The sequence below is a fragment of the Streptomyces longispororuber genome, from assembly GCF_014656095.1.
In the GTDB taxonomy this organism is placed as follows: Bacteria; Actinomycetota; Actinomycetes; order Streptomycetales; family Streptomycetaceae; genus Streptomyces; species Streptomyces longispororuber.
Genome location: NZ_BNBT01000010.1, coordinates 37,229 through 62,951, shown reverse-complemented (window position 1 = coordinate 62,951; position 25,723 = coordinate 37,229). Strand labels below are relative to the sequence as shown.

The following is a 25,723-nucleotide window of genomic DNA, read 5'->3' as shown; positions in this document are numbered from 1 at the left end:
GACATGGGAAGCGCCCCACCTGGTCAGCCGGGATGCGGCCGACCACATACAGGTAGCGCAACAGCGAGCCGACCGCGGTCAGCAGAGCTTTCGCCGACCAACGCTGTCAGACTCGCATTACGAAGAACTGCACCTCACTGGCCCCGGTTGCATGCGGCGACAAGCGCGGCCATGTACGGTTTGCTGATACGGGTGTCGTTCAGTCGGGTCTGATTGTGCACGGTGAGCTGACGTCGCGCCAGGTCCGTGAGGAGTCCGCTGATTTCCCTCGGATTCTGAGATATCCCCTGGATAGTTCTGAGATATCCCCTGGATAGCTGTGATCGCGTGCAGAGCCAACTGCTCTGGCGAGATGCTCTCATGCACGAGCCCAGTAAGGATGCTTTGTGTGAAATCTCGAATGATATCCGCCATCTTCATGCGAGGATAAATGTAACGGACGGTGCCCTCCAGGTTAGCGATAGACTTACCTATCATGGAGACGTTGGGTGATGTCTGGATACCTCGCCGAGTGGAGAAAGTCAGGACGCTGGTGAGAGCCACGCCGAAGTTCAGCTTTTCCAAGGAGGCGTCCGTCACGTGAGGCACGAACCGAGATATGTCTGAGATGAATCCTCCGACGTCACTCCAGGGCAACGGGGTGCCGAGCTGCATCCACGACCGCGCAAGAGCTGGTCCGTCGTTGTAGGCTATCGAAACCATGGCTCCCAGCACTGCTGTGCTCGTGCTGCGGTCCAGTCGGCCGACCATGCCCCAATCTATGATATGGGCCTTGCCGTTGGGGCTGATCAGAAAGTTCCCCGGATGCGGATCGGCATGAAACGCACGGTCCGTGAAGTAGCTTTTAAACACATAGGCCATCAGCTCTTTGGCTACTTTTTTTCGCTGCTTGGTGCTTAACTCATCGCCTTTCAGGCGGTTGGCGGACTGGCCATCGGCCAATGTTTGAATCAAGACACGCGGAGTGGCCAGGATTGGCTTCGGTATCTTGATGGTCTTGTAGTCGCGAGCCGCCTTCCTGGCGTCCTTCATGTTGTCGGCTTCTCGCGTGAAGTCCAACTCGTCGGCCATGGCACGGAATACGACGTCGAACATGGCCGAAATATCGATAACTTCGTTGAAGCGAGGCGCCCCGCGCCCGATCACTTTGGCGACGCGGCGTAGGACCTGCATATCTCCGAGAACGGCCTCGATGGACCCCGGCCGTTGGATCTTAACTACGCATGGAGTCCCGTCCCTGCGAGTGGTACGGTACACCTGCGCCAGGGAGGCAGCCCCCAGCGGCTCGTCTGTCTCGAAAGAGTTGAAGGACGCATGCCAGTCAGCGCCGAGCTCCTCCTCCAGCACTTCCGCAAATGAAGCGAAGGGATGGACTGTGGCCTGGTCCGTCAGCAGCGCAAGCTCCTCACGGACATAGTCGGGTACGAAGTCCGGCCGGGTCGTGAGGATTTGACCGATCTTGATATAGAGCGGCCCCAGTTGCTCCAGCGCCTGGCGAATCGCTACAGCCCGTTGCCGGTCGGCACTTACCTCCGCATGCTCCCCCCTGCGCTGTGTCCACCGACTCTTGACCGCCCGGGACGTCTCCTGGGCACCGAGGCGGCCAAGAATATGCAGGGCACGCCGCCCGCGCCGTTGTGTCACCTAGGCCCCCTTCTGGCCGGGCCGGCAGCGCAGCTCGCGCAGGCGTATGCGCCTCGCGCTCCGGTCACGCCTCATTACCGCAGGACTGTGCCATTTCCCGGTCGTGCTGGATGTACTGGTCGAGCGTGACTGCCAGCGCTTCGATGGCCTGGTTGCTCCGCTTGGCCTGCTCCCACGCGCCCCCCTTCTTCCCCTCTTCCTCCTCTTTCGGCCTGTGACCGATCGGCGGACCACGTGGGTCATGTCACGGCTCGCGTCGTCAGTTCGATCGAGCAAGTCGTCGATCAGGTTTTTCCTTTGCCTTTTCCTGGCCATGTCCGCTATCTCTCGTCGATAGATGGTGATGGCCGTTCCCATAGGAACGCCACTGGGACATCGTTTCCAGAACACTCCACAGCGGCGCAAAAGGTAAGAGGCTCAGGAGATCTGTGCGTGCACGCGTTGAACGATCATGGATACGTTTGGCCGTGTCTGTAGCAACACCGCACGCGGCTGGTATCAGAGCCGGAATTTTCCAGAAACGCCTCGGCGGCACATACCCGAGCCGGCATCCGAATCCCGAAAAGCGGGAGATGGGGCGAACGGGGACCCGTTCAGAAGTCTCCGGAGTCGCGCGCGAGCACCATGACTTGATGAGCGAGGTTTCGGTGAGTGGGTGCGCTCTCTCCTGCCGCTCTATGATGCCGTCTAGCCGCAGCCGGTGGGTGTCCCGCGTGGCGCCCAGTAGCCCGGAGGAGGCCCGCCGCGACGGGCGAGCGCGGTGGGCCGGGCACGGTCGACTGGGCTCGGACCGCTCTTGGGCCCCTGCGGGCGGCCCGCACGTACGAGGAGTCGATCACCGCCCGCTCCCAGTCCAGATGGTTCTTCGACCTCAGGGGCAGGTATTCCCTCTGGATGCCAGTGTGCAGGACGAAGAGAATGCCGCACAGGGCCTGCCGGTCCGGCACCCGAGTCTGCCCTGGACCGACTTCGGCCCCGGTTTCGACAGCAACGCCTCCACCAACGACCACAGTTCATGTCAGATGGATGGGTGAGTCTTGCGGTACAGGTGCTCGGCTCGCCACCAGCCGAGGGCTGCGAAGGCAAGTACGGTACGGAGCGCCCTCTTCGCTCTGCTGTCGATGCGGTCCTGGTAGGGGAAGAAGTTCTGTTTCTGCACTTGGGAGAATTGGACGGTCAGCTCGTGGTTGGCCAGGTCGCGCAGAAGGCCGCGTAGTTCTCCGGGCGCTGACTGTGCGGCGATGAGGAGTTCCATGGCGGTGCGTGCGGCCTGGTCCTCGGACAATGCCTGGCGGGCGTATTCGAAGAGGATGGTCCGCATTTGGTCCTGGAAGACTTCGGTCACGGAGAGTTCGGGTGCGAGGTAGCGGACGGATCCGTCCGTGTTGGCGAATGATTTGCCCAGTATGGAGACCATGGGGCTGGTCTGGATGCCGCGTCGGGTGGAGTGACTGAGGACTTGTGTCAGGGTGGTGCCGAAGTTGAGTTCTTCCAGGGAGGCCGTGGCGATTTTCGGTACCAGGGCGGTCATGTCCTGGGTGAAGGCTGAGACGTCGGCCCAGGGGGTGAGTTTCCCCATTTCGATCCAGGCTTTCGACAGGGCGGTGCCGTCGTTGCGGGAGAGGCTGAGCAGGATCAGCATCAGTGACATGCTCAGTCGGCGGTCGATGTGTCCGACCATGCCCCAGTCGATGAGCGAGGCGGGTTCGCCGGGTGCGACGAAGATGTTGCCGGGGTGCGGGTCGGCGTGGAAGGTCATGTCGACGAAATAGCCCCGGTACATGTAGGCGAGGATGTCGCGGCCGATGGCGGAGCGTTCGTCGGGTTTGAAGGCGGTCGGGTCCGCGTCGCGGATGTTCGTGCCGGCGGCCATGCTCTGGACGAGCACGGTGGGTGTGGCGTCCAGGACGTCGGGTACGTCGACCAGCTCGAAGGAGCGCGCGGCCGTGCGGGCGCGGTCCATGTTGCGCGCTTCGAGGACGAAGTCGAGTTCGGGGCGCATGGCGTCCAGGACGACGCCGAGCATGGCCTGGGTGTCGATGGTGGCGTTGAAGCGGGGGGCGTGGGCGGCGAAGCGGCGGGCAGCGCGTTGCAGCATCTTCATGTCTTCTTCGACCACATAACGGATGCGGGGGCGCTGCACCTTCACCGCGACGGGCTGCCCGTTGTCCAGGCGGGCGGCGTAGACCTGGGCCAGAGAGGCGGCGCCGAGAGGGGAGCGGGTGTCGAAGCTGCGGAACATGCGGCGCCAGCCGCGGCCGAGTGCCGCCTCCAGGACGGGTTCCATGTGGGTGAAGGGCATGACGGAGGCACGGTCGTGGAGGTGTTCCAGTTCCCTGGCGATGGCGCTGGGAACGATGTCCTCCCGGGTGGAGAGGATCTGGCCGATCTTGATGTAGAAGGGGCCGAGCTGTTCGAACGCTTCGCGTACCGCGACGGCACGCCGGTGCATCTTGGCCTCGCTGCTGTCGTCGGTGCGGCGGTGTCGCCACGCGAGGGGAGTCTCGCTCACTTCGCGCATGAGGAGGGCTTTGGCGACGTGTGCCAGCAGGCGGGCGCGGGCCGCGCTCACGGATTAGCCCTGCGTGGCCGGGGCTGCCTTCTTCCGCGTGCTTCGCCGCGAGCCGCCGGGCGGCTGTGGGAGCGGGGGACGGCGGCTTCGGACAGCCGGCACGGGGCGGGTGCCGGTCGGGCGGCGGCCAGCCACGCCAGGGTGTCGGGCAGCGTGGAGGTGAGGATGTCCAGCAGGACGTCGATGGTGCACTCGGCTCCGGTGGTTTCGTGCCGGGCGATGAAGTGCCGTCCTGCCCGGATGTCCTCGCGCAAGACGGCGAGGTCCACCGTCCGTCCGGTCGCTGGTTCGTACAGGTCGCCGGCGTCGGTGCGGTGCACGATGCGCTCGCCGGGCTGTGGGGCGGTGGGAATGATCAGCTCCTTCGCCGGTGCGATGGCCGGTACGGCAGCGGCAGACGCCGGGCGGCAGCGCGTGTCGCGCTGCGGGAGGGTCCGATGTCGCCCTGCGCAGCGGGTCGTGCCGCGGTCATTGATCCTGGGTGCTGTGGCGGACGGCGCCGCGGTGTGGTGAGGTGCGAGCTGCCGCGACGCCGGGCCACCGGACATGCATTCTTGTGCGGGTACACGCGGCTGTGCCGGTGGCCCGGAGCCGTGTCACGGGTCAGGGTGCACTCTTGGTACTGCTCGTCGCGCTCGTCGGCCGGGAGCTCTTGCTGCGTGTGGTGTCCTCCCGTACGACCTCCCGCTCTTCGTCGAAGCGTGCGTCGTCGTCGTAGTGCCGCCGCTCGGTGCGGTACTCGTACTCCTCACGGTGTCCTTCGCCGCGCGTTCCGGAGCGTTCGCGGTACTCCACGGCCCGGGTCAAACCGCGGCGGATGTCGCGTTCGGTGTCCTGCATGCGGTCCAGGGCGCCGTCGATGAAGTCCTTGGAGCTGTCGACGATGTCGCCGAGGAAACGAGACAGGCCGGTACGGCTGTGCGAGCTTCTGCTGGACATACGTCCTCCCATGGGTGAAGGGGCGATAACGGTGTGCGCTGTGCGGTTCAGGTGAGCGCGGCCCCGGATGCCGTGCGGCAGTGGTCCGTGAGGCGGGCAAGGCCCTCGTCGGTGCTCACCGCCGGCCGGTAGCCCAGGTCGCGTCTGGCCGCGGAGATGTCGAAGTAGTGCTCGCTGGCCAGCTCGGCGGCCAGGAAACGTGTCAGGGGCGGGGCGTCGGTACGCCGCAGCGCGCGCCACAGGAGCTCGGCCGCCGCCCCCAGGACGACGGCGGGCCGGCGCGGGAGATGGCGCACCGGTACCGGGGCGCCGGCGGCCGTCAGCAGGTTGCGGGCCATCTGTTCCAGCGCGATGGGCTGTCCCTGGGTGATGAAGTAGGCCGCACCACCGGTCGGAGCGGTAGGAGAGAGGTTCTCCAGCGCTGCCAGGTGGGCCGCGGCCGCGTTGTCGATGTAGACAGTGTCGATGAGGTTGGTGCCGTCGCCGACCAGCACCAGCCGACCGGAGCGGGCCGCCGTGAGCAGGAGGGGCAGGAAGTGTGGGTCCTCCGGCCCCCAGATGAGGTGCACGCGCAGGGCGGTGGTGGCAAGGGCCGGGGAGTTGGCGGCCAGCACGGCGCGCTCGGCGATCGCCTTGGACCAGGGGTAGGGCGCCAGGTATCGGCGGGGGTAGGGGATGGATTCGTCGGCGCCGCGCACATGGGCATTGCCGAAGACCACACTGGCACTCGAGGTGTGCACGAAGCGTTCCACGCCCTGCTCCTGGCAGACGGCCAGCAGGTTCTGCGTGCCCTGGGCGTTGATGTCGTAGAACTCCCTGCGCGTGCCCCAGATGCCGGCTCGGGCGGCGGTGTGGATGACGGCCCGGCAGCCGTGCACCGCGGCACGCAGCCGGTCGGTGTCGCGCAGGTCGCCGAGCACCTGGTGGACAGCGGGATCGAGCCGGTTGCTCGGATGGCGAGCCAGGGAGCGTACGTCGTGTCCGGCGGCCAGGAGGTGCCGGCACACGGCGCGGCCGAGGAAGCCGCTGCCTCCGCTGACCAGGACTTTCATGCCTTCTCCTTGGCTGTGGTGACGGCCGCCGGAGCGGCGGCGACCGGCGGGGACAGCTTGCGGGCTGCCCAGCGGGCCAGCTTTCCGCGTTCGATCTTGGCGTTGTGCCGGATGTCGACGGGGAAACGGGGGTGGATGAGCAGGTGGTCGACCAGCTCGCCACCGGGCACGTCGCGCAGTCGTCGGCGTACCAGACGATCGAGGTCGGCCACGTCGGAGAGGGCACTGGGCCGTTCGAGCTCGACGCACAGCACTGCCTGCTGCTGCCCCGGGAGGCCGATGCCGACCAGCGCGGTGCGCGAGACGTGGGGCAGCCTGTTGCAGGGTGCTTCGATCTGCTCGGTGTGGAGCATGCCGCCGGTGGTGTGGACGGTGTGGGCCTTGCGGCCGCAGTAGTGCAGATGGCCCGCGTCGTCCAACCAGCCCAGATCACCCGTGCGGTGCAAGACGCGGTGGCCGTCCCGGATCTTCGCCTCCGCGTTGGCACGGGGCCGTCCGAAGTAGGCACGGCTGACGTGGGAGCCGCTGACGGTGATCTCGCCGATGGCGCCCGGCGCGAGTGCCGGGGCGCTGCTCAGGTCGGCGCTGGCGGGAAGGCCGGCGTCGATGACGCGGATGGTGAGGCCGGGCACGGGCACGCCGATCGGTGTGCCCGGTGCCGGGGGTTGTTCGGTGTGGGCGGTGCGCAGGGCATCGCGGTCGGCGATGCTGATGGGGAGGCACTCGGTGGCGCCGTAGACACTGCGGACCTGGCAGGCCGCGGGCAGGCACTGGTCGAGCAGATCCAGCAGCGCGGGGGAAAGCGGTGCTCCGAACGTCGCGACGTCGGTGACGCTGTCCAGCCGTATGCCGTGCGTGACGCAGTGGCGCGCCACGTTCCGCACCAGCGCGGGCGAGCCGAACAGGCTGCGGGCGCCGAAGTGCTGGAGCGCGTGGACGATCGGCCGGGGATCGGTGTCGGCGGGGCGGCGGGGGTCGAAGGAGGGCAGCACGGTGTGCGCGCCGAGCGCCGGCAGGTACAGGGTGAAGGGCAGGAACGCCGAGACGGCCGGGGCGCCCGCGTGGATGCCCAGCGCGCTGCCCGCGTGACGGGCCTGCTGAGCAAGCTGCTGGTAGGTGTACTGAACGCCCTTGGGGGTGCCCGTGGATCCCGAGGTGAAGGCGATCAGCGCCAGCGCGTCGCTGTTCCCGCGCAGGGGAACCGGCCTTCGGCGGGCGGCGCGGCGCAGGTCCGCCAGCCGGGGCCAGGGCCCTAAGGGGCGGGAGGCGGTACTGAGGCACAGTGTCGCGGTGTGCCGTGCCCAGCCGAGTACGGTGCGGGCGACGTGCGCCAGAGGCTGGCCGATGAACGCCTGGGGTGCGACCTCCTCGAGGCAGCGTCGCACCGCCTCGCGTGGCAGACCCGGGTCGATGAGGACGGGGACCGCGTCGATCTGCAGCAGGGCGTACAGGTCGGTCAGGAATTCCCGCCCTTCGCGGACCATCAGCACCACGCGGGTACCGGGCAGGAGGCCGGCCGTGGTGAGCGCGGAGGCCGTCAGGTGCACCCGCGCCCGCAGTTCGCCGTAGGTGGTGGCCCCGTAGCGGTTGTGCCGGAGGGGGCGGTGCAGGACCGGCGCCGTGGGGCAGCGCTCGGCCTGCTCGGCGAAGGCTTCCAGCAGACCCGTGGCTGCGGCGGGGGAGAGGGCGCTCACCATTGCAGGGCCATGACGCCGACGCTGACACCGCTGGCGGCACCGATCAGCGCGACACGGTCGCCGCGGCGCAACCGCCCGTGCTGCTGGGCCAGCGAGAGCTGCAGGGGCAGGGAGCTGGAGCCGACGTTGCCGTACTCGGCGACGGTGGGCAGTATCTTGTCCCGCGGGACGCTGAACTGGCGGCACAGGTAGTGCAGCAGGTTGACCGAGGGCTGATGGACACAGACGAAGTCCACCCGGTCCGGGTCGAGGTCGAGGTCGGGAAAGAGGGTCGCCGTCTCCTTGATCGGCCCGCGCTCAAGTGACGCCACCAGCCCGGCCGAATCGACGCGGGCTTCAGCGAGGCGGCCGTCGTGGCCGCCCTGGGCGAACGGGTTGGGAACCGAGGCCGCTCGCCAGCCGCTGGAGTCCGCCGCGAAACGGCTGCCCAGGATGCCGGGGCGGGAGGCTGCCTCCACCAGGAAGGCGGCGCCCAGGTCGCCGCCGGTGAACGTGGCCAGCGCCAGCGTAAGGTCGGCCCGGTCATGGATGCGGCGGCGGGTGAAGCGGGACAGCACCTCTCCGCTGACGATCAGGACACGCCGGTAACTGCCGCGGCGGATCAGGGCGTCCGCGATGTCCAGGGCGCTGATCACGGCGTTGCAGGCGTTCTTGACATCGAAGGCGGAGCACCGTGCCCCCAGTGCGTCGGCCACGATGTGGGCGGTGGCCGGCTCCTCCACATCCGCGGTGACGGACGCGTAGATCAGCAGATCGATGTCGCCGACCGGGCAGCCGGCCCGCTCCAGAGCCGTGCGCGCGGCGGCCGCAGCCAGGGCCGAGGGATAGACATCAGGTGGAGCGATCACGCGGCTCTGCAGCCCGTACAGGCGCTGGAGCGGCTGGTCCGGCACGGGCAGCCCCTCGGCCGCGATGCGCAGCAGAGCATCCAGCTCGGCCACGGTCTGCCGCCCCTGCGGAACCTCCACCGCCACCTCGCGTATACGGGTGTACACGTTGTGGTCCATCACCATTCCCTCACTACGGCTTGTGATCGGCACGGGGCGGCGGACTGGTGGGAGATGTCGGCTGCTTGCCTGTCCTGGCCGCTTGCACTGCGGAGAGGCCGGAAGGCGGGCCGGGCGCAGTCGAGCCGAGAAACGCTTCGAGGGCCGGGAGGAGTTCGTGGTGGGCGTCTTCCATGACGTAATGGCCGGCTTGCGGGTAGCGGTGCACGCGGGCCAGCGGAAGCCGTCGCCGCCACTCCGCCAGGATCACGTCGTTGAAGACGGGATCTCTCTCCCCCCAGCCGATGAAGGCCGGCATGGCGGCCAGAACCGCGTCATCCTCCGCCGTGCCGTCGACGAGCGGCCACGCCGGGTCGCCCTGCTTCATCGGGATGTCCTGGACGAAACGGATGACAGCGAGTCGTTGGGCCGCGCCGCGGTAGGGAGCGGTGTACGCGCGGCGCACCTCGTCCGGCAGCGGTTGCGTCACCCCCCACCGGGCGGCGCCGTGGACGAAGGCATTGCTGGCGTGCGCCACCCGTGCCGCCCACGGGTGGTCACGGATGAGGCGCAGCGCGAGGGGGAGCCGGTATCCGCCGGGCCAGGGAAACGCCGCGGTATTGAGGAGCACCAGGCGCCGTACCAGGCCGGGATCGCGGCGCGCCAGGGCCATGCCGATGACTCCGCCCCAGTCGTGGGCCACCAGCGTCCACCCGCGTCCCGGCATCCCCCGATCCCGCACCAGATGGGCCAACAGGTCCTGGAGATCCGTCAGGTGTCGCACCGCCGAGTAGGGGTGGTGACGCTCGTCGGGCCGGGCGGACAGACCCATCCCGACGTGGTCCGGTGCGACGCAGCGGTACCGGGTGCGCAGTGCGTGGATGAGGCGGCGCCAGCAGTAGCTCCAGGTGGGGTTTCCGTGTAGGAACAGGAGCGGCTCGCCCGACCCCTCGTCCAGATAGTGCTGAGAAGTGCCGTCCTCATGCCTGAACCAATGAGAACGGAATGAGTATCCGGCAGCGCTCATGTCTTCCCGCTTCACCGGCTCACCTTCCTTGGGTGCATGTGCAGCGCAAAGGGAAAATTGGGTGAGATATGTGCAGGTGTCGCCGTGCTACCCGAGAATGCGAGCATGCAAGTTTTCGGGATGCCCGGTGATGGTCCCGGGCAGCTGGCCCTAAAGGGAGATCGGTGCGTGCTCGCACATCTGACGGAGGTCCGTAAACCGACTGCTGAATCAGCTTTTCCGTTTTAGCCAGCTTGGTGTTGCAGTGTCAAGCTGGCACCGTAATCGTTGGCCAAAACTCTGTGTCGCTTTCTTGATCTGCCGCCGAGGTGATCGCGAGTAATCAGGGGAAGGGGCTGGTGGTGGCGTCTTTTGTCGGTGTGCGACAGCGTTCTCCAGTGCTGCTGATCGAGTCTCCTTCGTCCGGAAAAGTTGTCAGGAGCACAGGTGCGGGCGCATGTGACTGCGGCACAATACGACTGCCGTTAATCTTGTTCACTGGAGGGGTTCGAGAAGTGCTATCCCATTCGATTCGGACTGCCTGTCCGAATATCTGGCCTTCCGGCACCGTTTGGTTTGGAAGCCAGGGGCTGTGGTATCTGTAGCCGGAGACTCGCATTCCCGTGTTCGACGTCGGAGCGCGAGCGGCCTCAATTGAGCGCAGCAAGACCTGACGTTATGTTCAGTCTGATGTTTTGCGCCTTTTCGGCAGACAGAGGGGTACAACGGCCCCTTTTCGCGGCCCGTAAGGCGCACGCGAAGATCCTCCACATCGATGAGGAGAGCACCATGGCCTCCGAACAGTCCCTTTTCCAGGATCTGGTCGTGCTGTTGGACAAGACCATCGAAGACCTGATCCCCGAGGAAGTGCAGCCGGACAGTGACCTCAAGGACGACCTGGGCATCGACTCCCTGGCCAGGCTGGAGGTCGTTGCCGCCATCGAGGAACGCTGGGGCATCAAGATCCCCGACGAGGACGCCGACGAGCTCCACACCGTCCGACAGACGGTCCGCTACATCGATCAGGCCGCCAGCACCTCCACCTGACCCCACCCCCCACACCTCCGCGGAGGGCCTCGTGAACCGATCCTCCCGCCACGTCGCCATCACCGGGCTGGGCGCCACCACCCCCTTGGGCGGCGACGTCCACACCACCTGGCAAGCCCTGTCCGCCGGCAAGACCGGCGTGTGCCACCTCGACCTCAGCAGCCAGTGCGGGCACACCCTGCCGGTACGCATCGCCGCCCCGGCCGCCGTGGACCCCGCGACCCAGCTTTCGGCCGCACAGGTCAACCACACTGACCGCTCCGCCCAGTTCGCCCTCGTCGCCGCCCGCGAGGCGTGGAGCGATGCCGGCCACCCGGTGGGCGGGGGCGACGCCGTGCCCCCCGCCCACGTCGCCGCGGTCGTCGGCGTGGGTATCGGCGGCATCATCAGCCAATTCCAGCAGCTCGACCTCCTGCTGCGGCAGGGCCCCTCAAGCGTCAACCCGCGCTGCATACCCATGATCCTGCCCAATCACGCCGCAGCCCAGGTCGGTCTGCTCATCGGCGCCCAGGCCGCCGTTCACGCGCCGGTGAGCGCCTGCGCCTCCGGAGCCGAGGCCATAGCCCTCGGCCTCAGCCTCATCCGCTCCGGTCAGGCCCGCGTCGTCCTGGCCGGCGGCACCGACGCCGCCCTGCACCCCCTGATAGTCGCCGGTTTCAGCCGCATGCGGGCGCTGTCCCGGCGCAACGACGAGCCCCAGCGAGCCTCACGCCCCTTCGACGCCGAACGCGACGGCTTCGTCCTGGGAGAAGGCGCTGCCATGCTGACCCTGGAGGAAGCCGACCACGCGCGGCAACGCGGAGCCCGCATCTACGGCTACCTGGCCGGAGCCGGCATCAGCAACGACAGCCATCACGTGGCCCAGCCCAGCCCCGACGGCGCCGGAACCGTCCGGGCCGTGACCGACGCCCTCACCGACGCCGACCTCGACGCCTCCCACATCCGGCACATCAACGCCCACGCCACCTCCACCCCGGTCGGCGACCTCACCGAGGCCCAGGCTCTGCGCACCGCGCTGACCTCCGCGACGGACCACGCCGCCGTCTCGGCCACCAAAGCGGCCTTCGGACACACCGTCGGAGCCGCCGGCGCCATCGAAGCCCTCACCACCGTCCTGGCCCTCTTCCACCGCACCGCGCCTCCCACCTGCGCCCTGGAACGAGTCGGCCCGGGCATCGACCTGGACATCGTCGGTGCCGCGCCCCGCGCCCTTCCCCCCGGCGACATCGCCGCCCTCAGCACCAGCCTCGGCTTCGGCGGCCACAACGTCGCCCTCGTCCTGCGCAGCCCGTCGTGACACCCCCCACCGGACCCTCGCCCCGCCTCCAGCCGGGCCGTGCCCGTATCACCCACCCGCACGTCCCTGACGCCGAGCCCCGTGCAGCCGAGGCCCGCACAAGCGCGATGCTCTGCCCAGGCCAGGGCGCCTACGGGCCCGGCGCGCTCAGGGGTGTTGCCCATGTGCCGCAGGTGATCCACACCCTGGTCGCCATCGACGCCGTCAGGCCGGCCACGAAGCACACCGTCACCCGAACACTCACCGACCCCGACGCCCCTGGACCCGACGCGCTGCTGGCCGACGACCCCTTGGCCTTCGACCTGGCCACCTACGCCGGAGCAGTCGCATGCGGCACCTTCCTGCGCCACTCCTCGCAAGGCCGCCCCCGGTGGGTCATGGGCCACAGCGTCGGTGACATCGCGGCCCTCGCCGTCGCCGAGGCCATCACCCCGGCAACCGGAGCCCGCATCCTGCACACCCGGCACACGCTGCTGCGAAACCTGCCGCCACCGGCCGCCCCGGACAGCGCGGGCATGCTCGCCCTGGCCCTGCCCGTCGCCGAGGTGACCGCGCTCCTCGCAGTGACCGGACTGCACCACACCCGCCCCGCGGGCGACAACGCGCCCGGGCAGACGGTCGTCTCCGGGCCGTCGCACGAACTGAAGATCCTGCACGCGCTGGCCCGCACGGCGAAGATCCGCTGTACCCGACTGGCCAGCCGCACCGGATACCACCACCCGCACCTCAGTGCGATCGCTGAGGAATTCCACACCTACCTGCGCACGGTGGACCTGCGCACCCCCACGGTCCCGTTGTACTCCTCGGCCCTGGCCGGGCCCGTCCACACCCCCGCCCGGCTGCGGGAACTGGCCGGCCACCACCTGACGCGCCCCGTGCAGTTCCAGGCCTCCCTGCACGACCTGCACCGCCAAGGCGTCAACGTCTTCATCGACACCGGACCCGGCGCGCTCCTATCCCCCCTGGTCCGTGCCACACTCCCGACCGCCACGGTCATCGCACCGCTGCGCGGCCATGCCGCCCCCCACCTGGTCGAGCGCCGCCTCAACGCCTGCGCGCCGCTCACGCCGCCCGTGCGGCAGCACAGAAGCGAGTGAGTCTCATGGCGAGACTGGACGACGTCACCGTACTGCGCGAACTGGCCCCCCATGCCGCGCGCGAGTACGAGCGACACCTGCGCGACGCCATCCCTTGGTACCCCCACCAGTACATCCCCTGGGACCAGGGACGGAACTTCGAGGGCCCCCTTCACGGACGGCCCTGGCGACCCGAGGACAGCCACCTGCCCCAAGCCGTGACGACGTCCCTGGTGTGCAACCTCCTCACCGAGGACAACCTCCCCAGCTACCACCGTGTCCTGGCCGTCCGACTGGGCCGTGACGACGTCTGGGAACAGTGGGTGCACCAGTGGACCACCGAGGAAGCCCGCCACAGCACGGCCCTGCGCGACTACCTCCACGCCACCCGCGCCGTGGACCCCGTCGCCCTGGAAGACGCCCGGCGCCACCTCATGTCCACCGGCTACATCCTTGGCTACGGAAGCTCCCCCCTCACGGCCCTGGCCTACACCACCATCCAGGAACTGGCCACCCGTATCTCCCACCGCAACACCGGCCGCCTCAGCGGCGACCCCATCTGCGAACAGCTCATGCGCCGCATCGCACACGACGAGAACATGCACATGCTCTTCTACCGCAACATGCTCTCCGCGGCCTTCGACCTCGCGCCCGACCAGGCCATGTGCGCCCTCACCACCGTCGTCACCTCCTTCCGCATGCCGGGACACGCGATGCACGGCTTCGCCCGCCAGGCCGAGGAGGTCGCAGAGGCCGGCATCTACGACCTGCGCATCCACCACGACGACATCCTGCAACCGCTCCTGCGCACCCTGCGCGTACGGCAGCGCACGGATCTGCGCTGTGAAGGACAAAAGGCTCGCGACATGCTGCTGCGACACATCGACCGCATACAACTGCGCGCCCGCAGGCAGACCGCGCAACACGCGGAATCCGGCCGAGCCGCGGCACGTCACCATGCGGACGTGCCGCTGTCGCGCGGCCGACACAGCACTTGACGAGGAAGGAGGGCTGCCGTGCTGAGCGCGCCTCGGGGACTGCTGTTCTGGCTCGTCCTGATCATCCTGCTGTTCGTCATCGCCGTCGCCCCCGTCGAGTCCGCCCACTTCTTCCTCGATCTGGTCCACGCCATCGAGAAGTTCTTCACCGGGCTCCGGAAGTTCCTGGAAACGCTCAGCATGTCCTAGCCACCGACGCTGCCGGTACAGAGAAAGGCCGGACCCATGCGCACCCTCCTCGTCCTGATACTGGGCTGTGTCATCGCCGCAGCCGCGAGCTGCGCCGCAGTGCCCTCGCTGCGTTCCCACGTCACCGTGGATGTGCCCCCGGTGGCACCGGCCCTTACTGCCACCGTCAAACCTTCTCCGCCGCCGACACCTGCCCCCGCAGTGACGAAGACCGTCCTGACCACACCCGCCCCGACACCACGCACAGGCACTGCCCGACCAACCGAGCCGAGTAGTGCCCGCACCTCCGCAGCATCCGCGACGCCCACCTTCTCCGCACCGTCCGAGCGGCCCCCGCCGCCCCCTTGTCCGCCGCCAACCTCCGCAACGCCCACGCCCAGTACACCTGCGGCCGGCACGACCACTCCCGGCCCGCCAAGCACGGACGGAGCGTCAGCCTCCGCCGACCGTGCACCGTGCTCCACCACGGCCGAACCGCCTCCCTGCCCACCGTCCGCCACGTTACCCGCAAGCGAAACCACATCAACGCATCCCACCGCAAGCATCGACCGCAGCGCGGCACAGCAGCACGGGACACCGTGCCCCAGCAGCCATGCGACCGGGCACGATGCAGCCCCTGCACCGTCTGTCCTAGGTTCAGGTTCCGCGGGGCCGCGTCGTCGGTGAGGCGGCGGGCCAGAGGCGGCCACGCCCACGGCGTCCACGCGCCGGGGGACACGGTGCGGCTGTCACCTGGCGCGACCTCTGCGCGGTCGGTTCTGGGGGCACAGCCAGCGCGGCCCTTTCGCCGGTGGCTTAGGGCACCGAAAACGTGGCCACCAGGCCCGCATCGCGGCCAGTGGGCCCCGCTGGCCCTTGGCCATCGCCGTCATGGCCACGCCGCGCTGCCGCGCGTCCGAAATGATCTCGGAGATGAGGGCCATTCCGACGCCGGTCGGGCGCGCCGCACGGTGTCCGTCATCCGGCGCGCGTAGGTGTGCGGCGGCACCATCGTCGAGACGGCGAGGAGTTCGGGAGCGCGCAGCACCCGGCCCCTTCAGCCGCCACTCCGGCAGCCCCTCCGGGCTCCACGGGCCGGCGATGGCGAAGCTGTCTCACCGTGAGTGCGCCGCGTTGACGCCCACCCGCAGGAGCGCGCGCCCGCCCCGTGTCAGCGCCGCCCCCCGACGGGTGACGCGGGCCCAGGCGGAGGCGGAGGCACAGATGGCAAGCCGCTCGCAGTCGTCCGCCACGAACCGGCAGCCGCCGGTAACCGCCTGCCGTCGGTGCCTGCCTGTCGCCGGTGCCTGCCTGTCGCCGGTGCCTGCCTGTCGCCGGTGACTGCCTGCCTCCGGTGACTGCCTGCCACCGGCGACCCCCTGCCTGCAGACCGGCCCCCGGCGACCACACGATCGCGTGGTTTCCTCCGCGGATCGGGGTGCAGCGAGCCCGGAAGCCGTTGCCTCCGCTCGGGCCCGCCCTAGCGTGGGTGCGTGACCGATGACCGAGCCGACGCGCGTACCGCCGTACCGGCCGTCCCGGCCTGGAGGGGTGCTCAGCTCGGCCGCCTCTCCGAGTTCCTGCGGTGTGTGCTCCTGCCCTCCCTCCTGGTGATCGTCACTCCGCCTCTGGTGTTGCTCCTGGTGACGCTGGTCATGGCGTTCGACGGGGCCCTCGCTCCTGTGCTGACCCCGTCCGACTGGCCCCGGTTGGCGGCAGCGCTGCCGAGGCCGTCCGCTTCCGCCGCGCTGATGCTCTGCGGGTTCGTCGTCGCCGAAGCCCTGCTGCTGCGGCTCCTGCCGGGGCGCACGGTGCGGGGGCCGGTCACCCCGGCGGGCGTGCGGCCCTCGTACCGTGCGAACGGGCCCCTGGCCCTGCTCGTGACGCACCTCGTCCACCTCCTCGCCTCGGCCGGACTGGGGTGGTTCTCGCCCGGGGTGCTGTACGACCGGTTCGGGGAGCTGCTGACCACGTCGTGCGTGCTGTGCCTGCTGCTGTGCGCCGGGCTGTACGTGAAGGGGCTGCGCCGCCCGTCGGGCCCCGACCACGGCAGCACCGGACGCCCGGTCCTGGACTTCTTCTGGGGCACTGAGCTGCACCCCGTCATCGGTGGTGTCGACCTGAAGCAGTTGTTCAACTGCCGTGTGGGCATGATGGGGTGGAGCCTGCTGCTGGTGTCGTTCGCGGCGGCCCAGCACGAGCGCAGCGGCGCGGTGTCCTCCTCGATGATCGTCGCGGTGGGCCTCCAGCTCGCCTACATCGTGAAGTTCTTCGTCTGGGAGGCCGGCTACTTCGGGACGCTCGACGTCATGCACGACCGGTTCGGCTACTACCTGTGCTGGGGTGTCACGGTGTGGCTGCCCGGCGTCTACACCCTGAGCACGCTGTATCTGGTCGTCCGTCCCCGCTCTCTTCCGGTGTGGGAGACCGTGCTGCTCCTGGCCGTGGGGCTGGCCGCGCTGGCCGTCAACTACGCGGCGGACGCCCAGCGCCAGCGGGTACGCGACACGCACGGCGACACCCTCGTCTGGGGCCGTCCTGCGCGGGTGCTGCACGCCTCGTACACGACGGCCGACGGCAGCACGCACTCCTCTGTGCTGCTGTACTCCGGCTGGTGGGGGCAGGCGCGGCACTTCCACTACCTGCCCGAGTTCGTGCTCGCCGCGTGCTGGGTGGCGCCCGTCGGAGCCGGGCGGGTGCTGCCGTACTTCTATCTGCTCTTCCTGGCCGTCCTGTTGCTCGACCGCTGCGGACGCGACGAGCGGCGCTGTCGGGACAAGTACGGCGAGGCCTACCTGGAGTACTGCCGGCGGGTGCCCTGGAAGATCGTCCCCCGCCTGTACTGACGGGCGGCGCCGCCCGTCGTCCGTGCCCCCTCTGTGCCGACATGTTCGGAGGTGCTGGAAAGTGGCGGGTGTGATCCTGCTGTGCTTCGTCGGTGTACTGTTCGCCGGCTCCCGCTGGCTCCCCGGCCGGGTGGTGCGCGGAGCGGCAGCCGGTTCAGGGCCGGTCCCCGTGTACCGGCTCAACGGGTTGGCGCTCTTCGTCCTCACGGTCGGTGTCTGCGTGCTGCTGTGGTGGCGGGCTCCCCAGGCCCTCGCCTATCCGGTACGGCATCTGCGGGACCTGTTCGTCGCGGCGAACGTCTTCGCGTTCGCCCTGGCCGGGATCCTCTGGGTGCGGGGCAGGCACCATCAGCCGGTGCGCCCGCGGCCCGGGCCGTGGGCGGCGGTGAAGGACTACTTCTTCGGTGTCGAACTGAATCCCCGGTGGGGTGGGGTCGACCTGAAGCTGTTCAGTTACCGGCCCTCCCTCATCGGGCTGCTGCTGATCAACTTCTCCGCGGCCTGCGTGCAGTACGTGGAGCACGGCTCGCTCACCCCGCGCATGGCGCTCTACCAGGTCTTCTTCTTCGTCTACCTCGCCAACTACTTCCAGTTCGAGGGCGGCATGCTGCACACCTGGGACCTCACCAGTGAGCGCTTCGGCTGGATGCTGGTGTGGGGCGACTACGTGCTGGTGCCGTTCTTCTACGGACTCCCGGGCCTGGTGCTGGTGGACGTCCACCAGCCGCTGCCGCTCTGGCTCGGGGCCCTGTGCTGTCTCCTGTTCGTCCTGGGCTTCTGGCTCTTCCGGGGCGCCAACGACCAGAAGCACCGCTTCAAGCAGGACGCGAGGGCGACCATCTGGGGCCGTCCGGCCGAAACCGTCGGGGGCAGGCTCCTGGTCTCCGGCTTCTGGGGCATCGGCCGCAAGCTCAACTACACCGGCGAGCTGCTCGTCTACGTTAGCTGGACGCTGCTGTGCGGCGCGCACTCGCCACTGCCGTACACGGTCCCGGCGTTCCTCCTCGTCCTGTTCGTCCATCGCGCACACCGCGACGACCGGCGCTGCCGCGCCAAGTACGGAGCGGTGTGGAGCCAGTACTGCGAGCGGGCCCGGTTCCGGATGTTCCCGTACGTGTACTGATCCGCCTCCACCCGGCAGCCGGGCGGCGGGCCCGGTCCGCCGCGGGGTCAGCACCCCATGACGGCGACCTTGCGCACGAGTCGCCGGGGCGGGACGCCCACGTGCGAACCCGCCAGCCACAGCAGCCAGTTCGTGAGGCCCGTGACGGTGGCGACGGAGTCGAGCAGGTCACTGCGCTCGTCGCGCACGGCGTACGCCAGGGCGCCTGCGGCGATGTGGGCGACCGAGCCGCACAGCGCACCGCGCCGGGTCTCCTCCAGGGCCAGCAGCCGCATCGAGCGCGCCCGTTCGTGCGCGTCGCCGCGCCACAGGGCGAACAGGGAGTGGCGCAGCGCGAGGCTGGCCCGGTCGTGTCCCGTGAGCACGCGGTGGACGGCCGCGGCCACGCGCTCGGGAACGCGGGACGCCTGCGTGCGCGCCTTGCGGTAGCCCTCCAGGTCGGTGGCCGCGGCCAGGCCCTCCGCGTCCAGGACGGCGTTCGTCATCCCCTGGGCGGCCAGTGGGTGTCCGCATCCGGCTGCGTCACCGACCAGCGCCACCCGCCCGCGGCCGAAGCAGGCGCGGCGGCGGAACTGGCCCGCGGACCACTGGACGTCGCCGGCGCGGACGCCGCGGCGGAACGCCTCGGCCAGCTCGGCGGGCAGGTGCCCGGTGAAGCGGCCCTCCAGGTACGCGCGCACCTGCCCGGCCCCGGGGCGGCTGAGGGGGACGTCGAGGCAGACGCGGACCAGAGCGGGAGCGATGCGGTAGACGAGCGCCGGCCCGGGGCCGCCGAGGAAAATGTGCCCGTACCCCTCCGTGGGCAGGGGGACGTCGCGCAGGACCAGTCCGGCGGTGTGCGAGAGCGTCACGGGCGGGGCCGCGTTGCGGTACAAAGCCCTGCGTACCGCGGAGTTGCGGCCGTCCGCCCCCACGACGAGGGGCACATGGAGCAGTTCACCGGCGACCCGGCAGGCGCCGCGGGCTGTCGCGTCCGTCAGGCGCGGGCCGAGCACCACCGTCACGGAACCGGTGCGGCGCGCCTGCGCCAGCAGGGCACCGGCGAAGACGTGGTGCGGCGCGGTCACCGCGCCGCCCTGGCTGTAGGGCAGCTCGATCGGGGTGTGCCCCGCTCCGGGATGGACCAGGAAGCCGCGCTTCTCGACGAAGGCGCCGGACGGCAGGCTGACGCCCAACCGGGCCAGGGCCGCGACACCGGCCGGGTGCAGCCACTCGCCCGCGAAGCGGCCGCCGCGCTCGGGGCGGGGCTCCACCAGTGTCACGTGCGTACCACGCCGGGCCAGCGCGAGCGCGGCCGCGCATCCGGCCGGTCCCGCGCCCGCCACCACGGCTTCCGCGACTTCCACCTTCGACCTCCGTCACACGTTCGAGTGCATGAATCAGGAGACGACGCCCAATTACCAAGAGTTCCTACATAATGACGTGAAGTTACCCCAATGGGCTAGGGCGGCTCCATGCCCGCCGATGGGGTACGGGGGGAGGGGCATGATCCTGGTGACAGGCGCCGGCGGCCATCTGGGCGCCAATCTCGTACGCCGGCTGCTGGCGGACGGCCACGACGTACGCGCCCTGGTGCCCGCCTGGGAGTCCGCCTCGCAGGCACTGGCGGGCCTGCCCGTCGAGCGCGCCGCGGGGGACGTACGGGACGCGGCGGCCGTGGAGCGCGCGGTCAAGGGGTGCGAGAGCGTCTTCCACTGCGCGGCCCGCGTGTCGACCTCCGCCCGGGGACACCGTGACACGTACGCCGTCAACGTGCTCGGGACGCGCAATGTCCTGGACAGCGCGCGGCGTTGCGGGGTGGGACGGGTCGTCGTCACCGGCTCGTTCAGCGCGACGGGCGGCCGGCCGGGGCGGGCGAGCACGGAGCGGGACCTGCACTACCCCTTCGAGAGCCACACGCCCTACACCCGGAGCAAGGTGCTGGTGGAGCACGAGTGCTGCAAGGCGGCGGCCCAGGGGCTGGAGGTGGTCGTCGCGGTGTCCACGGCGATCATCGGTCCGCACGACTACGTGCCGTCGCGCATGGGACGGCTGCTGCTCGACCACGCCCACGGCAGGCTGACCGCCTACCTGCCCGGCGGCTTCGAGTTCGTCTCCGTGCACGACCTCGTGGACGGGCATCTGCTGGCCTGGCGGCACGGCCGCCCCGGTGCCAAGTACTTGTTGTCGACGGAGTTCTGCACGGTGGACCGGATGCTGGAGCTGTACGCGGAGGTCACCGGCCGTCCCAAGCCTCCGCTTCGGGTTCCGGCGCGGGCCATGTCCGTGCTGGCCCGGCTCGCCGAGGCGCCCAGGGCACTCCTCGCTCCGGACCGGGAGGCCCGCTTCACCCCGGCGGCCGTCCGCTTCCTGCGCTCGCAGCGCCGGGCCGACTGCTCGCTGAGCCGGGACGTCCTGGGCTACCGGCCCACGTCCCTCGCGAGCGCCGTCGAGCAGGCGTACCGCTGCTTCGTCGACCGCGGCCTGGTGGAGCGGAGCGCGCGCGTGCGAGGGGCCAGGGCGGCGCCCCGGAGAGCGCCCGCCGTACGGACCGGCAGCGGAAGGAGGAGCGCGTGATGGCTCTCGACGATGCGGCGGCGCGACCCCAGGTCACCGCGGTCCCGCACCTGTCCGGCGGCGGGCTGCCGTGGTTCGGGCCCTGCTGGTCGTTCCGGCGGGACCCGGTCGCCCTGCTGCGCGCCGGGCGGGAACGGCTGGGCAACGTCTTCGGCTTCCCGCTGCTGGGCCGTCGGGTGGTGTTCGCCTGCGGGCCCGAGGCGCACGCGGCTGTCTTCGGCGCCGAGGAGACAGTGCTCAGCCCGAAGGAGGCCTACCGCTTCATCACCCCGGTCTTCGGTCCCGGCGTGGCCTACGACGCGGCACCGCAGGAGATGAGTGCCCAGATCAGCCACCTCCTGCCGGCCCTGAGCCCGCGCCGGCTGGACGGGTACGCCCGGATCGCCGAGGAGGAGGTCCGCACCCGTCTCGCGCACTGGGCACCGCAGGGCGAGGTCGACCTGCTGAGCGAGTTGAACCGGATGACGGTCGCCATCGCCACGCGCTGTCTGATCGGCGACGAGTTCCAGCACGGCATGGGGCCGCACCTGCCCGGGCTCTACCGGGACCTGGAGAGCGGTATCCGCCTGGCCGGCATCCTCAGCCCCGCGCTGCCGCTGCCTTCCTTCCGGCGCCGGGACCGTGCCCGCGCCGCCATCGCCCGGGCGATCGGCGACGTCATCGCGGCACGCCGCGCGGCGTCGGCGGGCGCCCCCGACGGGTTGGAGAGGGAGCCGGCCGCGCACGGGGAGGACGTCGACGGGAGCGACATGCTGGCCACGCTGCTGGCCGCCCGGGCCCCGGACGGTTCCCCGCTCGACGACGACCTGGTGACCGGCATCCTCATCGGCATGATCTTCGCCGGTCAGCACACCAGCGCCGTGCTCGCCACCTGGACCGGCGTCCTGCTGCTCCAGCATCCCCAGTACGTCGACGCGCTGCTCGCCGAGCAGCACACGGTGACCGACGGCACCCCCCGGCTCGGTGCCGAACCGCTGCACCGCATGGAGTTGCTGGAGCGCTGCGTCCGGGAAGCGGAGCGGCTCCATCCGCCGCTGCTGGTGCTGATGCGCACGGCACTGCGGGAACTGGACCTCATCGGGCACACCGTCCCCGCGGGCACCCTGGTCATGGTCTCGCCCGCCGTGGCCCACCGTATGCCGGAGGTCTTCCGCGACCCGGACCGCTTCGACCCCGCCCGCTACGAGGCGCCGCGCGAGGAACACCGTCAACCCCACGCTCTGATCGGCTTCGGCGGTGGCCGACACCGCTGCGTCGGCTCCGCCTTCGCCTACCTCCAGGTCAAGGCCGTCTGGAGCGTGCTGCTGCGCGAGGTGGCCTTCGACGCGGGACACGCGGACTTCCGACCCGACTACTCCACCTTCATCCCGGGCCCCGTCTCGCCGCGCGTCCGCTACCGCAAACGATCCGTCCCCGTACCGGAGCAGCCGTGAGCACCGTTCCACACCGCCGCGCGGCGCGCCTCCCGGGTCCGGACGCGCCCCCGTCCTTCGCCCGGGCCCGCAGCAAGCGGGCCAAGGTCCGCGCCGCCGGCCTCGACCCCGACTACTGGTATCCGGTGGAGTACGACGCCGCGCTGCGCCCCGGCACCACCTTGGCCACGCGCTTCTGGGGCCACCACATCGTGGTCTACCGGGGGACGGACGGCACCTTGCACGCCCTGGAGGACCGCTGCGCCCACCGGCAGCTCAAACTCTCCGGCGGCGAGGTCGACGGCTGCCGCCTGACGTGCACGTACCACGGATGGACCTACGACGGGCAGGGCCACGTCGTCCACTACGCGCACGACCTGTTCGGCAGGGCCCAGCCCGAAGTGCGCATCCCCAGTTATCCGGTCGTCAGCCGGCACGGCCTGATCTGGATCTTCCCGGGCGACCCCGAGCTGGCCGGACAGCGCCGCATTCCGCACATCCCCGAGGTGACGGGCGCCCGGCCCTGGGCACGCCTGGACGCCTCCTACACCTGGCACGCCCATCACTCGATGATCATCGACAACGTCAGCGACTTCACCCACGCCTATCTGCACCGCAAGTACCGGCCCTTCTGGGACGCCCGGCTCACCCGGCACGAGACGCGTGGGGACAGCGTGGAGCTGGCGTACGACACCTTCGTCGGCGGCGGGCGGTTCACCTCCCGCTTCGTGGACCGCAGCCGCGTGGACACCACCGGCATCGAGCTGGCCTTCCAATACCCCTACCAGCGCTCGGACACCGGCGGTTCGATCAAGCACTGGTGCTTCGTGCTGCCCATGGACCGGCGGACCACCCGTGCGTTCTTCCTGTTCTACTTCGACTCCCTGAAGATCCCCGGCACCCGGCGGCAGGTGCCGCGCGTGCTCATGGGCCCCCTGATGCGGCTGGCCGGCGCACTCGCCGTCAAGCCCCTGCTCAGGCAGGACGGCGTAGCGGTCGAGGCGGAACAGACGGGCTACGAGATCCACCACGCCGCGCCCGTCGTCGAACTCAACCCGGCCGTGGGCCTCTTCCAGGACCTCACCATCCGCAAGTGGGAGGAATTCCTTGACCGTGACCGGCTCCGGCCGCGCCCCTCACCCATCGCCCTCGCCGACGGGCGCGTCCCCGCCGACGCTCACCGCTGACATCCGGGCGGCACACGACCTGGCGGTCCGGCACCTGCTGTCCCTGCAACGCGACGACGGGAGCTGGGAGGGCGAGATGGTGTGGAACACCATGATCCTCTCCCAGTACGTCATCGTGCGGGAACTGGTGAACCGCCCCGTCCCGAAGGAGCGGCACGCGGCGATCGTCCGCCACTACGAGACGACCGTGACCGGCGAGGGCGGCTGGGGCCTGCACCCGGCCTCCGGCCCCTCGGCGTACTGCACCACACTCGCCCACGTGGCGCTGCGGCTGCTCGGCCTGCCCCCCGGGCATCCGCTGTGCGCGGGCTCCGCCGCGTGGCTGGCCGCCCAGCCGGGCGGGGCGCTGTCCGTGCCCACATGGGGCAAGTTCTGGCTGGCCCTGCTGGGGCTGTACGACTGGCGGGCGGTCAACCCGCTGCCGCCGGAGATCTTCTTGCTGCCGCACCGGGTCCCGTTCCACCCCGACCGCCTGTACTGCCACACCCGCACGATCTACCAGGCCATGGCCTACCTCTACGGGGCCCGGTTCACCGTACGCCCGCGCGTCGCGCAGGCTCTGGAAGGCGAGCTGTTCCCCGGCCGCAGGCCGCGCCCCGCCGACCGGGCGCGGCTGGGCACCGACGCCCTCTACCCGCCCGCGCCTGTGCTGCGGGCCGTGTTCACCTGCCTGACGTGGTACGAACGCGCCCCGATGGCCGGGCCGCGGGCGCGGGCCCTGGACCGTTGCCTGCGCCGCGTGCGCCACGAGCAGCAGGTCACCGCGGAAGCGGGCATCTCCCCCGTCAGCTCGCTGCTGAACGTACTGGTGCTGCACGCCGCGGGCGCCGGAGCCGAGGAGGTCGACCGCGCGCTGGCGGGCCTGGAGAGCTGGTGCTGGCAGGACGAGGAGCGCGGGATCCGCTACGCGGGCGCGCGGTCGCACTCCTGGGACACGGCCTTCGCGCTGGAGGCCCTGTTCGCGTCCGGGCCCACGGCTGTCGCGGGGCGGGCGGCAGCCGCTGAGCGGGCCGCTTCCTTCCTGATCGGCGCGCAGCTCAGGGGGGACGTCCCGGACCCATGGGTCACCGCCCGCGCCTCCGCCGACGGGGGGTGGTGCTTCTCCGAAGGCACCCACCGCTGGCCGGTGAGCGACTGCACGGCCGAGGCCGCCGCCTCGCTGCTGCACACCGCCGACGCCACCCGGGGCACCGAGGCGCCGACCTCCCTCCCGGGTCCGGAACGGCTGGTCCGCGCGCACCGCTTCCTGCTGGAGCGGCAGAACCGCGACGGAGGCTTCGGCACCTACGAGCCCCGCCGCGGGCCCCGGCTCCTCGAACGCCTCAACCCCTCGGAGATGTTCACCAACTGCGTGGTCGAGGACTCCTACATCGAGTGCACCGGCTCCGCCCTGGTCGCGCTTGCGGCGCTGCGCGACCACGTGCCGACGCCCGACCGCCGTGCCGGGGACCGCGCCGCGCGCCGCGCGCGCCGCTTCCTGCTGAGCCGCCAGGCACCGGACGGGTCCTGGCCCGCCGCCTGGGGTGTCCACCGGATCTACGGCACCCTGTTCGCCGTGCGGGGCCTGCTGGCCGCCGGGCTCGCGCCCGGCCACCCAGGACTCGAGCGCGCGGCCCGGTGGCTGGAGCGTGTGCAGCGCGAGGACGGCGGCTGGGGCGAGCACCACCGCGGCTGCGTCGAGCGCCGGTACGTGCCCGACGAGACCAGCCGGCCCGTACAGACCGCCTGGGCGCTGCTGGCCCTGCTCGGCCTCCGCCCGGCTGCCGCCCCCGCCGTCGAGCGAGGCCTGGCGTGGCTGTGCCGCCACCAGCGGGCGGACGGAAGCTGGCGGCAGGAGGCGCCCGCGGGGGTCTTCTTCGGCTCGGCCATGCTCGACTACCGCCTCTACGCCGCGTACTTCCCCCTGTGGGCACTGGGCGTACGCCTGGCCGGGACACAGTCCGTCACCGAGGACGACGGGGCGTGCGGCAGTGCGGCCCCGTAGGACCCGCACGCGACGGTCCGTCGCCGGGCGCGGCGAGCGCGTCCCCTCTCCCCACCCCACCCCTCCCGCCTTCCCGTCCGTCCTCCCGCCTGCCCGCCCGAGGCACGCGTCGCCGGTCCAAGGGCCGCGACCG

The 25,723-nt window shown here is 70.3% G+C and carries 20 protein-coding genes; 11 read left to right on the top strand and 9 right to left on the bottom strand.

Annotated features, from left to right (window positions below):
• Window positions 1-117: 117 nt before the first annotated feature.
• The 8 genes from IE330_RS05625 to IE330_RS05590 all read right to left on the bottom strand — a co-directional run bounded on the left by IE330_RS05625 (window position 118) and on the right by IE330_RS05590 (window position 9,932).
• Window positions 118-1,644, bottom strand: coding sequence for an ABC1 kinase family protein (locus IE330_RS05625; protein WP_190134738.1), 1,527 nt, complete (start codon window positions 1,642-1,644; stop codon window positions 118-120).
• A 1,018-nt stretch (window positions 1,645-2,662) separates the two neighbouring features.
• The gene (locus IE330_RS05620) at window positions 2,663-4,216 is read right to left on the bottom strand and encodes an ABC1 kinase family protein (RefSeq protein WP_190134737.1); all 1,554 of its coding nucleotides are present in this window, start codon (window positions 4,214-4,216) and stop codon (window positions 2,663-2,665) included.
• Window positions 4,213-4,536: a hypothetical protein gene (locus IE330_RS05615; protein ID WP_190134736.1), complete on the bottom strand. Its 324-nt coding sequence runs from the start codon at window positions 4,534-4,536 to the stop codon at window positions 4,213-4,215. Before IE330_RS05615 ends, IE330_RS05620 begins: the two co-directional genes overlap by 4 nt.
• 283 nt (window positions 4,537-4,819) lie before the next feature.
• Window positions 4,820-5,155 carry a hypothetical protein gene (locus tag IE330_RS05610; RefSeq protein ID WP_190134735.1) on the bottom strand — a complete coding sequence of 112 codons (336 nt, stop codon included), beginning with the start codon at window positions 5,153-5,155 and terminating at the stop codon, window positions 4,820-4,822.
• 47 nt (window positions 5,156-5,202) lie between these two features.
• Window positions 5,203-6,207, bottom strand: coding sequence for an NAD-dependent epimerase/dehydratase family protein (locus IE330_RS05605; RefSeq protein ID WP_190134734.1), 1,005 nt, complete (start codon window positions 6,205-6,207; stop codon window positions 5,203-5,205).
• On the bottom strand, window positions 6,204-7,904 hold the full coding sequence (locus IE330_RS05600) for a fatty acid CoA ligase family protein (protein ID WP_190134733.1): 1,701 nt from the start codon (window positions 7,902-7,904) through the stop codon (window positions 6,204-6,206). Before IE330_RS05600 ends, IE330_RS05605 begins: the two co-directional genes overlap by 4 nt.
• Window positions 7,898-8,911 (bottom strand): 3-oxoacyl-ACP synthase III family protein, encoded by a 1,014-nt coding sequence (locus tag IE330_RS05595; RefSeq protein WP_190134732.1) that lies wholly within the window; start codon window positions 8,909-8,911, stop codon window positions 7,898-7,900. The genes IE330_RS05600 and IE330_RS05595 overlap by 7 nt, the downstream gene beginning before the upstream one ends.
• Window positions 8,912-8,924: 13 nt before the next feature.
• A complete protein-coding gene (locus IE330_RS05590; RefSeq protein WP_190134731.1) occupies window positions 8,925-9,932 on the bottom strand; it encodes an alpha/beta fold hydrolase in 1,008 nt (335 codons plus the stop codon).
• A gap of 753 nt (window positions 9,933-10,685) precedes the next feature.
• On the opposite strand from IE330_RS05590, the gene IE330_RS05585 reads away from it, so the two are divergent.
• The 7 genes from IE330_RS05585 to IE330_RS05555 all read left to right on the top strand — a co-directional run bounded on the left by IE330_RS05585 (window position 10,686) and on the right by IE330_RS05555 (window position 18,451).
• Window positions 10,686-10,943 (top strand): phosphopantetheine-binding protein, encoded by a 258-nt coding sequence (locus IE330_RS05585; RefSeq protein WP_229925403.1) that lies wholly within the window; start codon window positions 10,686-10,688, stop codon window positions 10,941-10,943.
• A 31-nt stretch (window positions 10,944-10,974) separates the two neighbouring features.
• On the top strand, window positions 10,975-12,240 hold the full coding sequence (locus tag IE330_RS05580; RefSeq protein ID WP_190134730.1) for a beta-ketoacyl-[acyl-carrier-protein] synthase family protein: 1,266 nt from the start codon (window positions 10,975-10,977) through the stop codon (window positions 12,238-12,240).
• A 164-nt stretch (window positions 12,241-12,404) separates the two neighbouring features.
• A complete protein-coding gene (locus IE330_RS05575) occupies window positions 12,405-13,337 on the top strand; it encodes an ACP S-malonyltransferase (RefSeq protein ID WP_190134729.1) in 933 nt (310 codons plus the stop codon).
• A gap of 5 nt (window positions 13,338-13,342) precedes the next feature.
• Window positions 13,343-14,314, top strand: a complete 972-nt coding sequence (locus IE330_RS05570) for an acyl-ACP desaturase (protein WP_190134728.1) — start codon at window positions 13,343-13,345, stop codon at window positions 14,312-14,314.
• 18 nt (window positions 14,315-14,332) lie between these two features.
• Entirely contained in the window at window positions 14,333-14,503 is a 171-nt protein-coding gene (locus tag IE330_RS05565) for a hypothetical protein (RefSeq protein ID WP_190134727.1), read from the top strand.
• Window positions 14,504-15,975: 1,472 nt separating this feature from the next.
• Window positions 15,976-17,328, top strand: a complete 1,353-nt coding sequence (locus tag IE330_RS05560) for a phosphatidylethanolamine N-methyltransferase family domain-containing protein (RefSeq protein WP_190134726.1) — start codon at window positions 15,976-15,978, stop codon at window positions 17,326-17,328.
• 61 nt (window positions 17,329-17,389) lie between these two features.
• Window positions 17,390-18,451, top strand: coding sequence for a DUF1295 domain-containing protein (locus tag IE330_RS05555; protein ID WP_190134725.1), 1,062 nt, complete (start codon window positions 17,390-17,392; stop codon window positions 18,449-18,451).
• A 47-nt stretch (window positions 18,452-18,498) separates the two neighbouring features.
• Here the strand turns inward: IE330_RS05555 and IE330_RS05550 are convergent, their stop codons facing one another.
• Window positions 18,499-19,797 (bottom strand): FAD-dependent monooxygenase, encoded by a 1,299-nt coding sequence (locus IE330_RS05550; RefSeq protein WP_190134724.1) that lies wholly within the window; start codon window positions 19,795-19,797, stop codon window positions 18,499-18,501.
• 139 nt (window positions 19,798-19,936) lie between these two features.
• Here IE330_RS05550 and IE330_RS05545 point away from each other — a divergent pair, with 139 nt between their 5' ends.
• Genes IE330_RS05545 through IE330_RS05530 form a run of 4 tightly spaced genes read left to right on the top strand, consistent with a single transcriptional unit; the run spans window position 19,937 to window position 25,590 of the window.
• Window positions 19,937-21,007, top strand: a complete 1,071-nt coding sequence (locus IE330_RS05545) for an NAD-dependent epimerase/dehydratase family protein (RefSeq protein WP_190134723.1) — start codon at window positions 19,937-19,939, stop codon at window positions 21,005-21,007.
• Window positions 21,007-22,440: a cytochrome P450 gene (locus IE330_RS05540; protein ID WP_190134722.1), complete on the top strand. Its 1,434-nt coding sequence runs from the start codon at window positions 21,007-21,009 to the stop codon at window positions 22,438-22,440. Before IE330_RS05545 ends, IE330_RS05540 begins: the two co-directional genes overlap by 1 nt.
• Entirely contained in the window at window positions 22,437-23,606 is a 1,170-nt protein-coding gene (locus IE330_RS05535; RefSeq protein WP_190134721.1) for a Rieske 2Fe-2S domain-containing protein, read from the top strand. The genes IE330_RS05540 and IE330_RS05535 overlap by 4 nt, the downstream gene beginning before the upstream one ends.
• Window positions 23,533-25,590 carry a squalene/oxidosqualene cyclase gene (locus IE330_RS05530; RefSeq protein ID WP_190134720.1) on the top strand — a complete coding sequence of 686 codons (2,058 nt, stop codon included), beginning with the start codon at window positions 23,533-23,535 and terminating at the stop codon, window positions 25,588-25,590. Before IE330_RS05535 ends, IE330_RS05530 begins: the two co-directional genes overlap by 74 nt.
• The last annotated feature ends 133 nt before the right edge of the window (window positions 25,591-25,723 follow it).

What these genes read in the sequence shown, in the direction of transcription:
- IE330_RS05610 (WP_190134735.1), bottom strand. Translation starts at nt 5,155, where the DNA reads ATGTCCAGCAGAAGCTCGCACAGCCGTACCGGCCTGTCTCGTTTCCTC.
- IE330_RS05570 (WP_190134728.1), top strand. Translation starts at nt 13,343, where the DNA reads ATGGCGAGACTGGACGACGTCACCGTACTGCGCGAACTGGCCCCCCAT.
- IE330_RS05585 (WP_229925403.1), top strand. Translation starts at nt 10,686, where the DNA reads ATGGCCTCCGAACAGTCCCTTTTCCAGGATCTGGTCGTGCTGTTGGAC.
- IE330_RS05540 (WP_190134722.1), top strand. Translation starts at nt 21,007, where the DNA reads ATGGCTCTCGACGATGCGGCGGCGCGACCCCAGGTCACCGCGGTCCCG.
- IE330_RS05595 (WP_190134732.1), bottom strand. Translation starts at nt 8,911, where the DNA reads ATGGACCACAACGTGTACACCCGTATACGCGAGGTGGCGGTGGAGGTT.
- IE330_RS05545 (WP_190134723.1), top strand. Translation starts at nt 19,937, where the DNA reads ATGATCCTGGTGACAGGCGCCGGCGGCCATCTGGGCGCCAATCTCGTA.
- IE330_RS05600 (WP_190134733.1), bottom strand. Translation starts at nt 7,904, where the DNA reads ATGGTGAGCGCCCTCTCCCCCGCCGCAGCCACGGGTCTGCTGGAAGCC.
- IE330_RS05605 (WP_190134734.1), bottom strand. Translation starts at nt 6,207, where the DNA reads ATGAAAGTCCTGGTCAGCGGAGGCAGCGGCTTCCTCGGCCGCGCCGTG.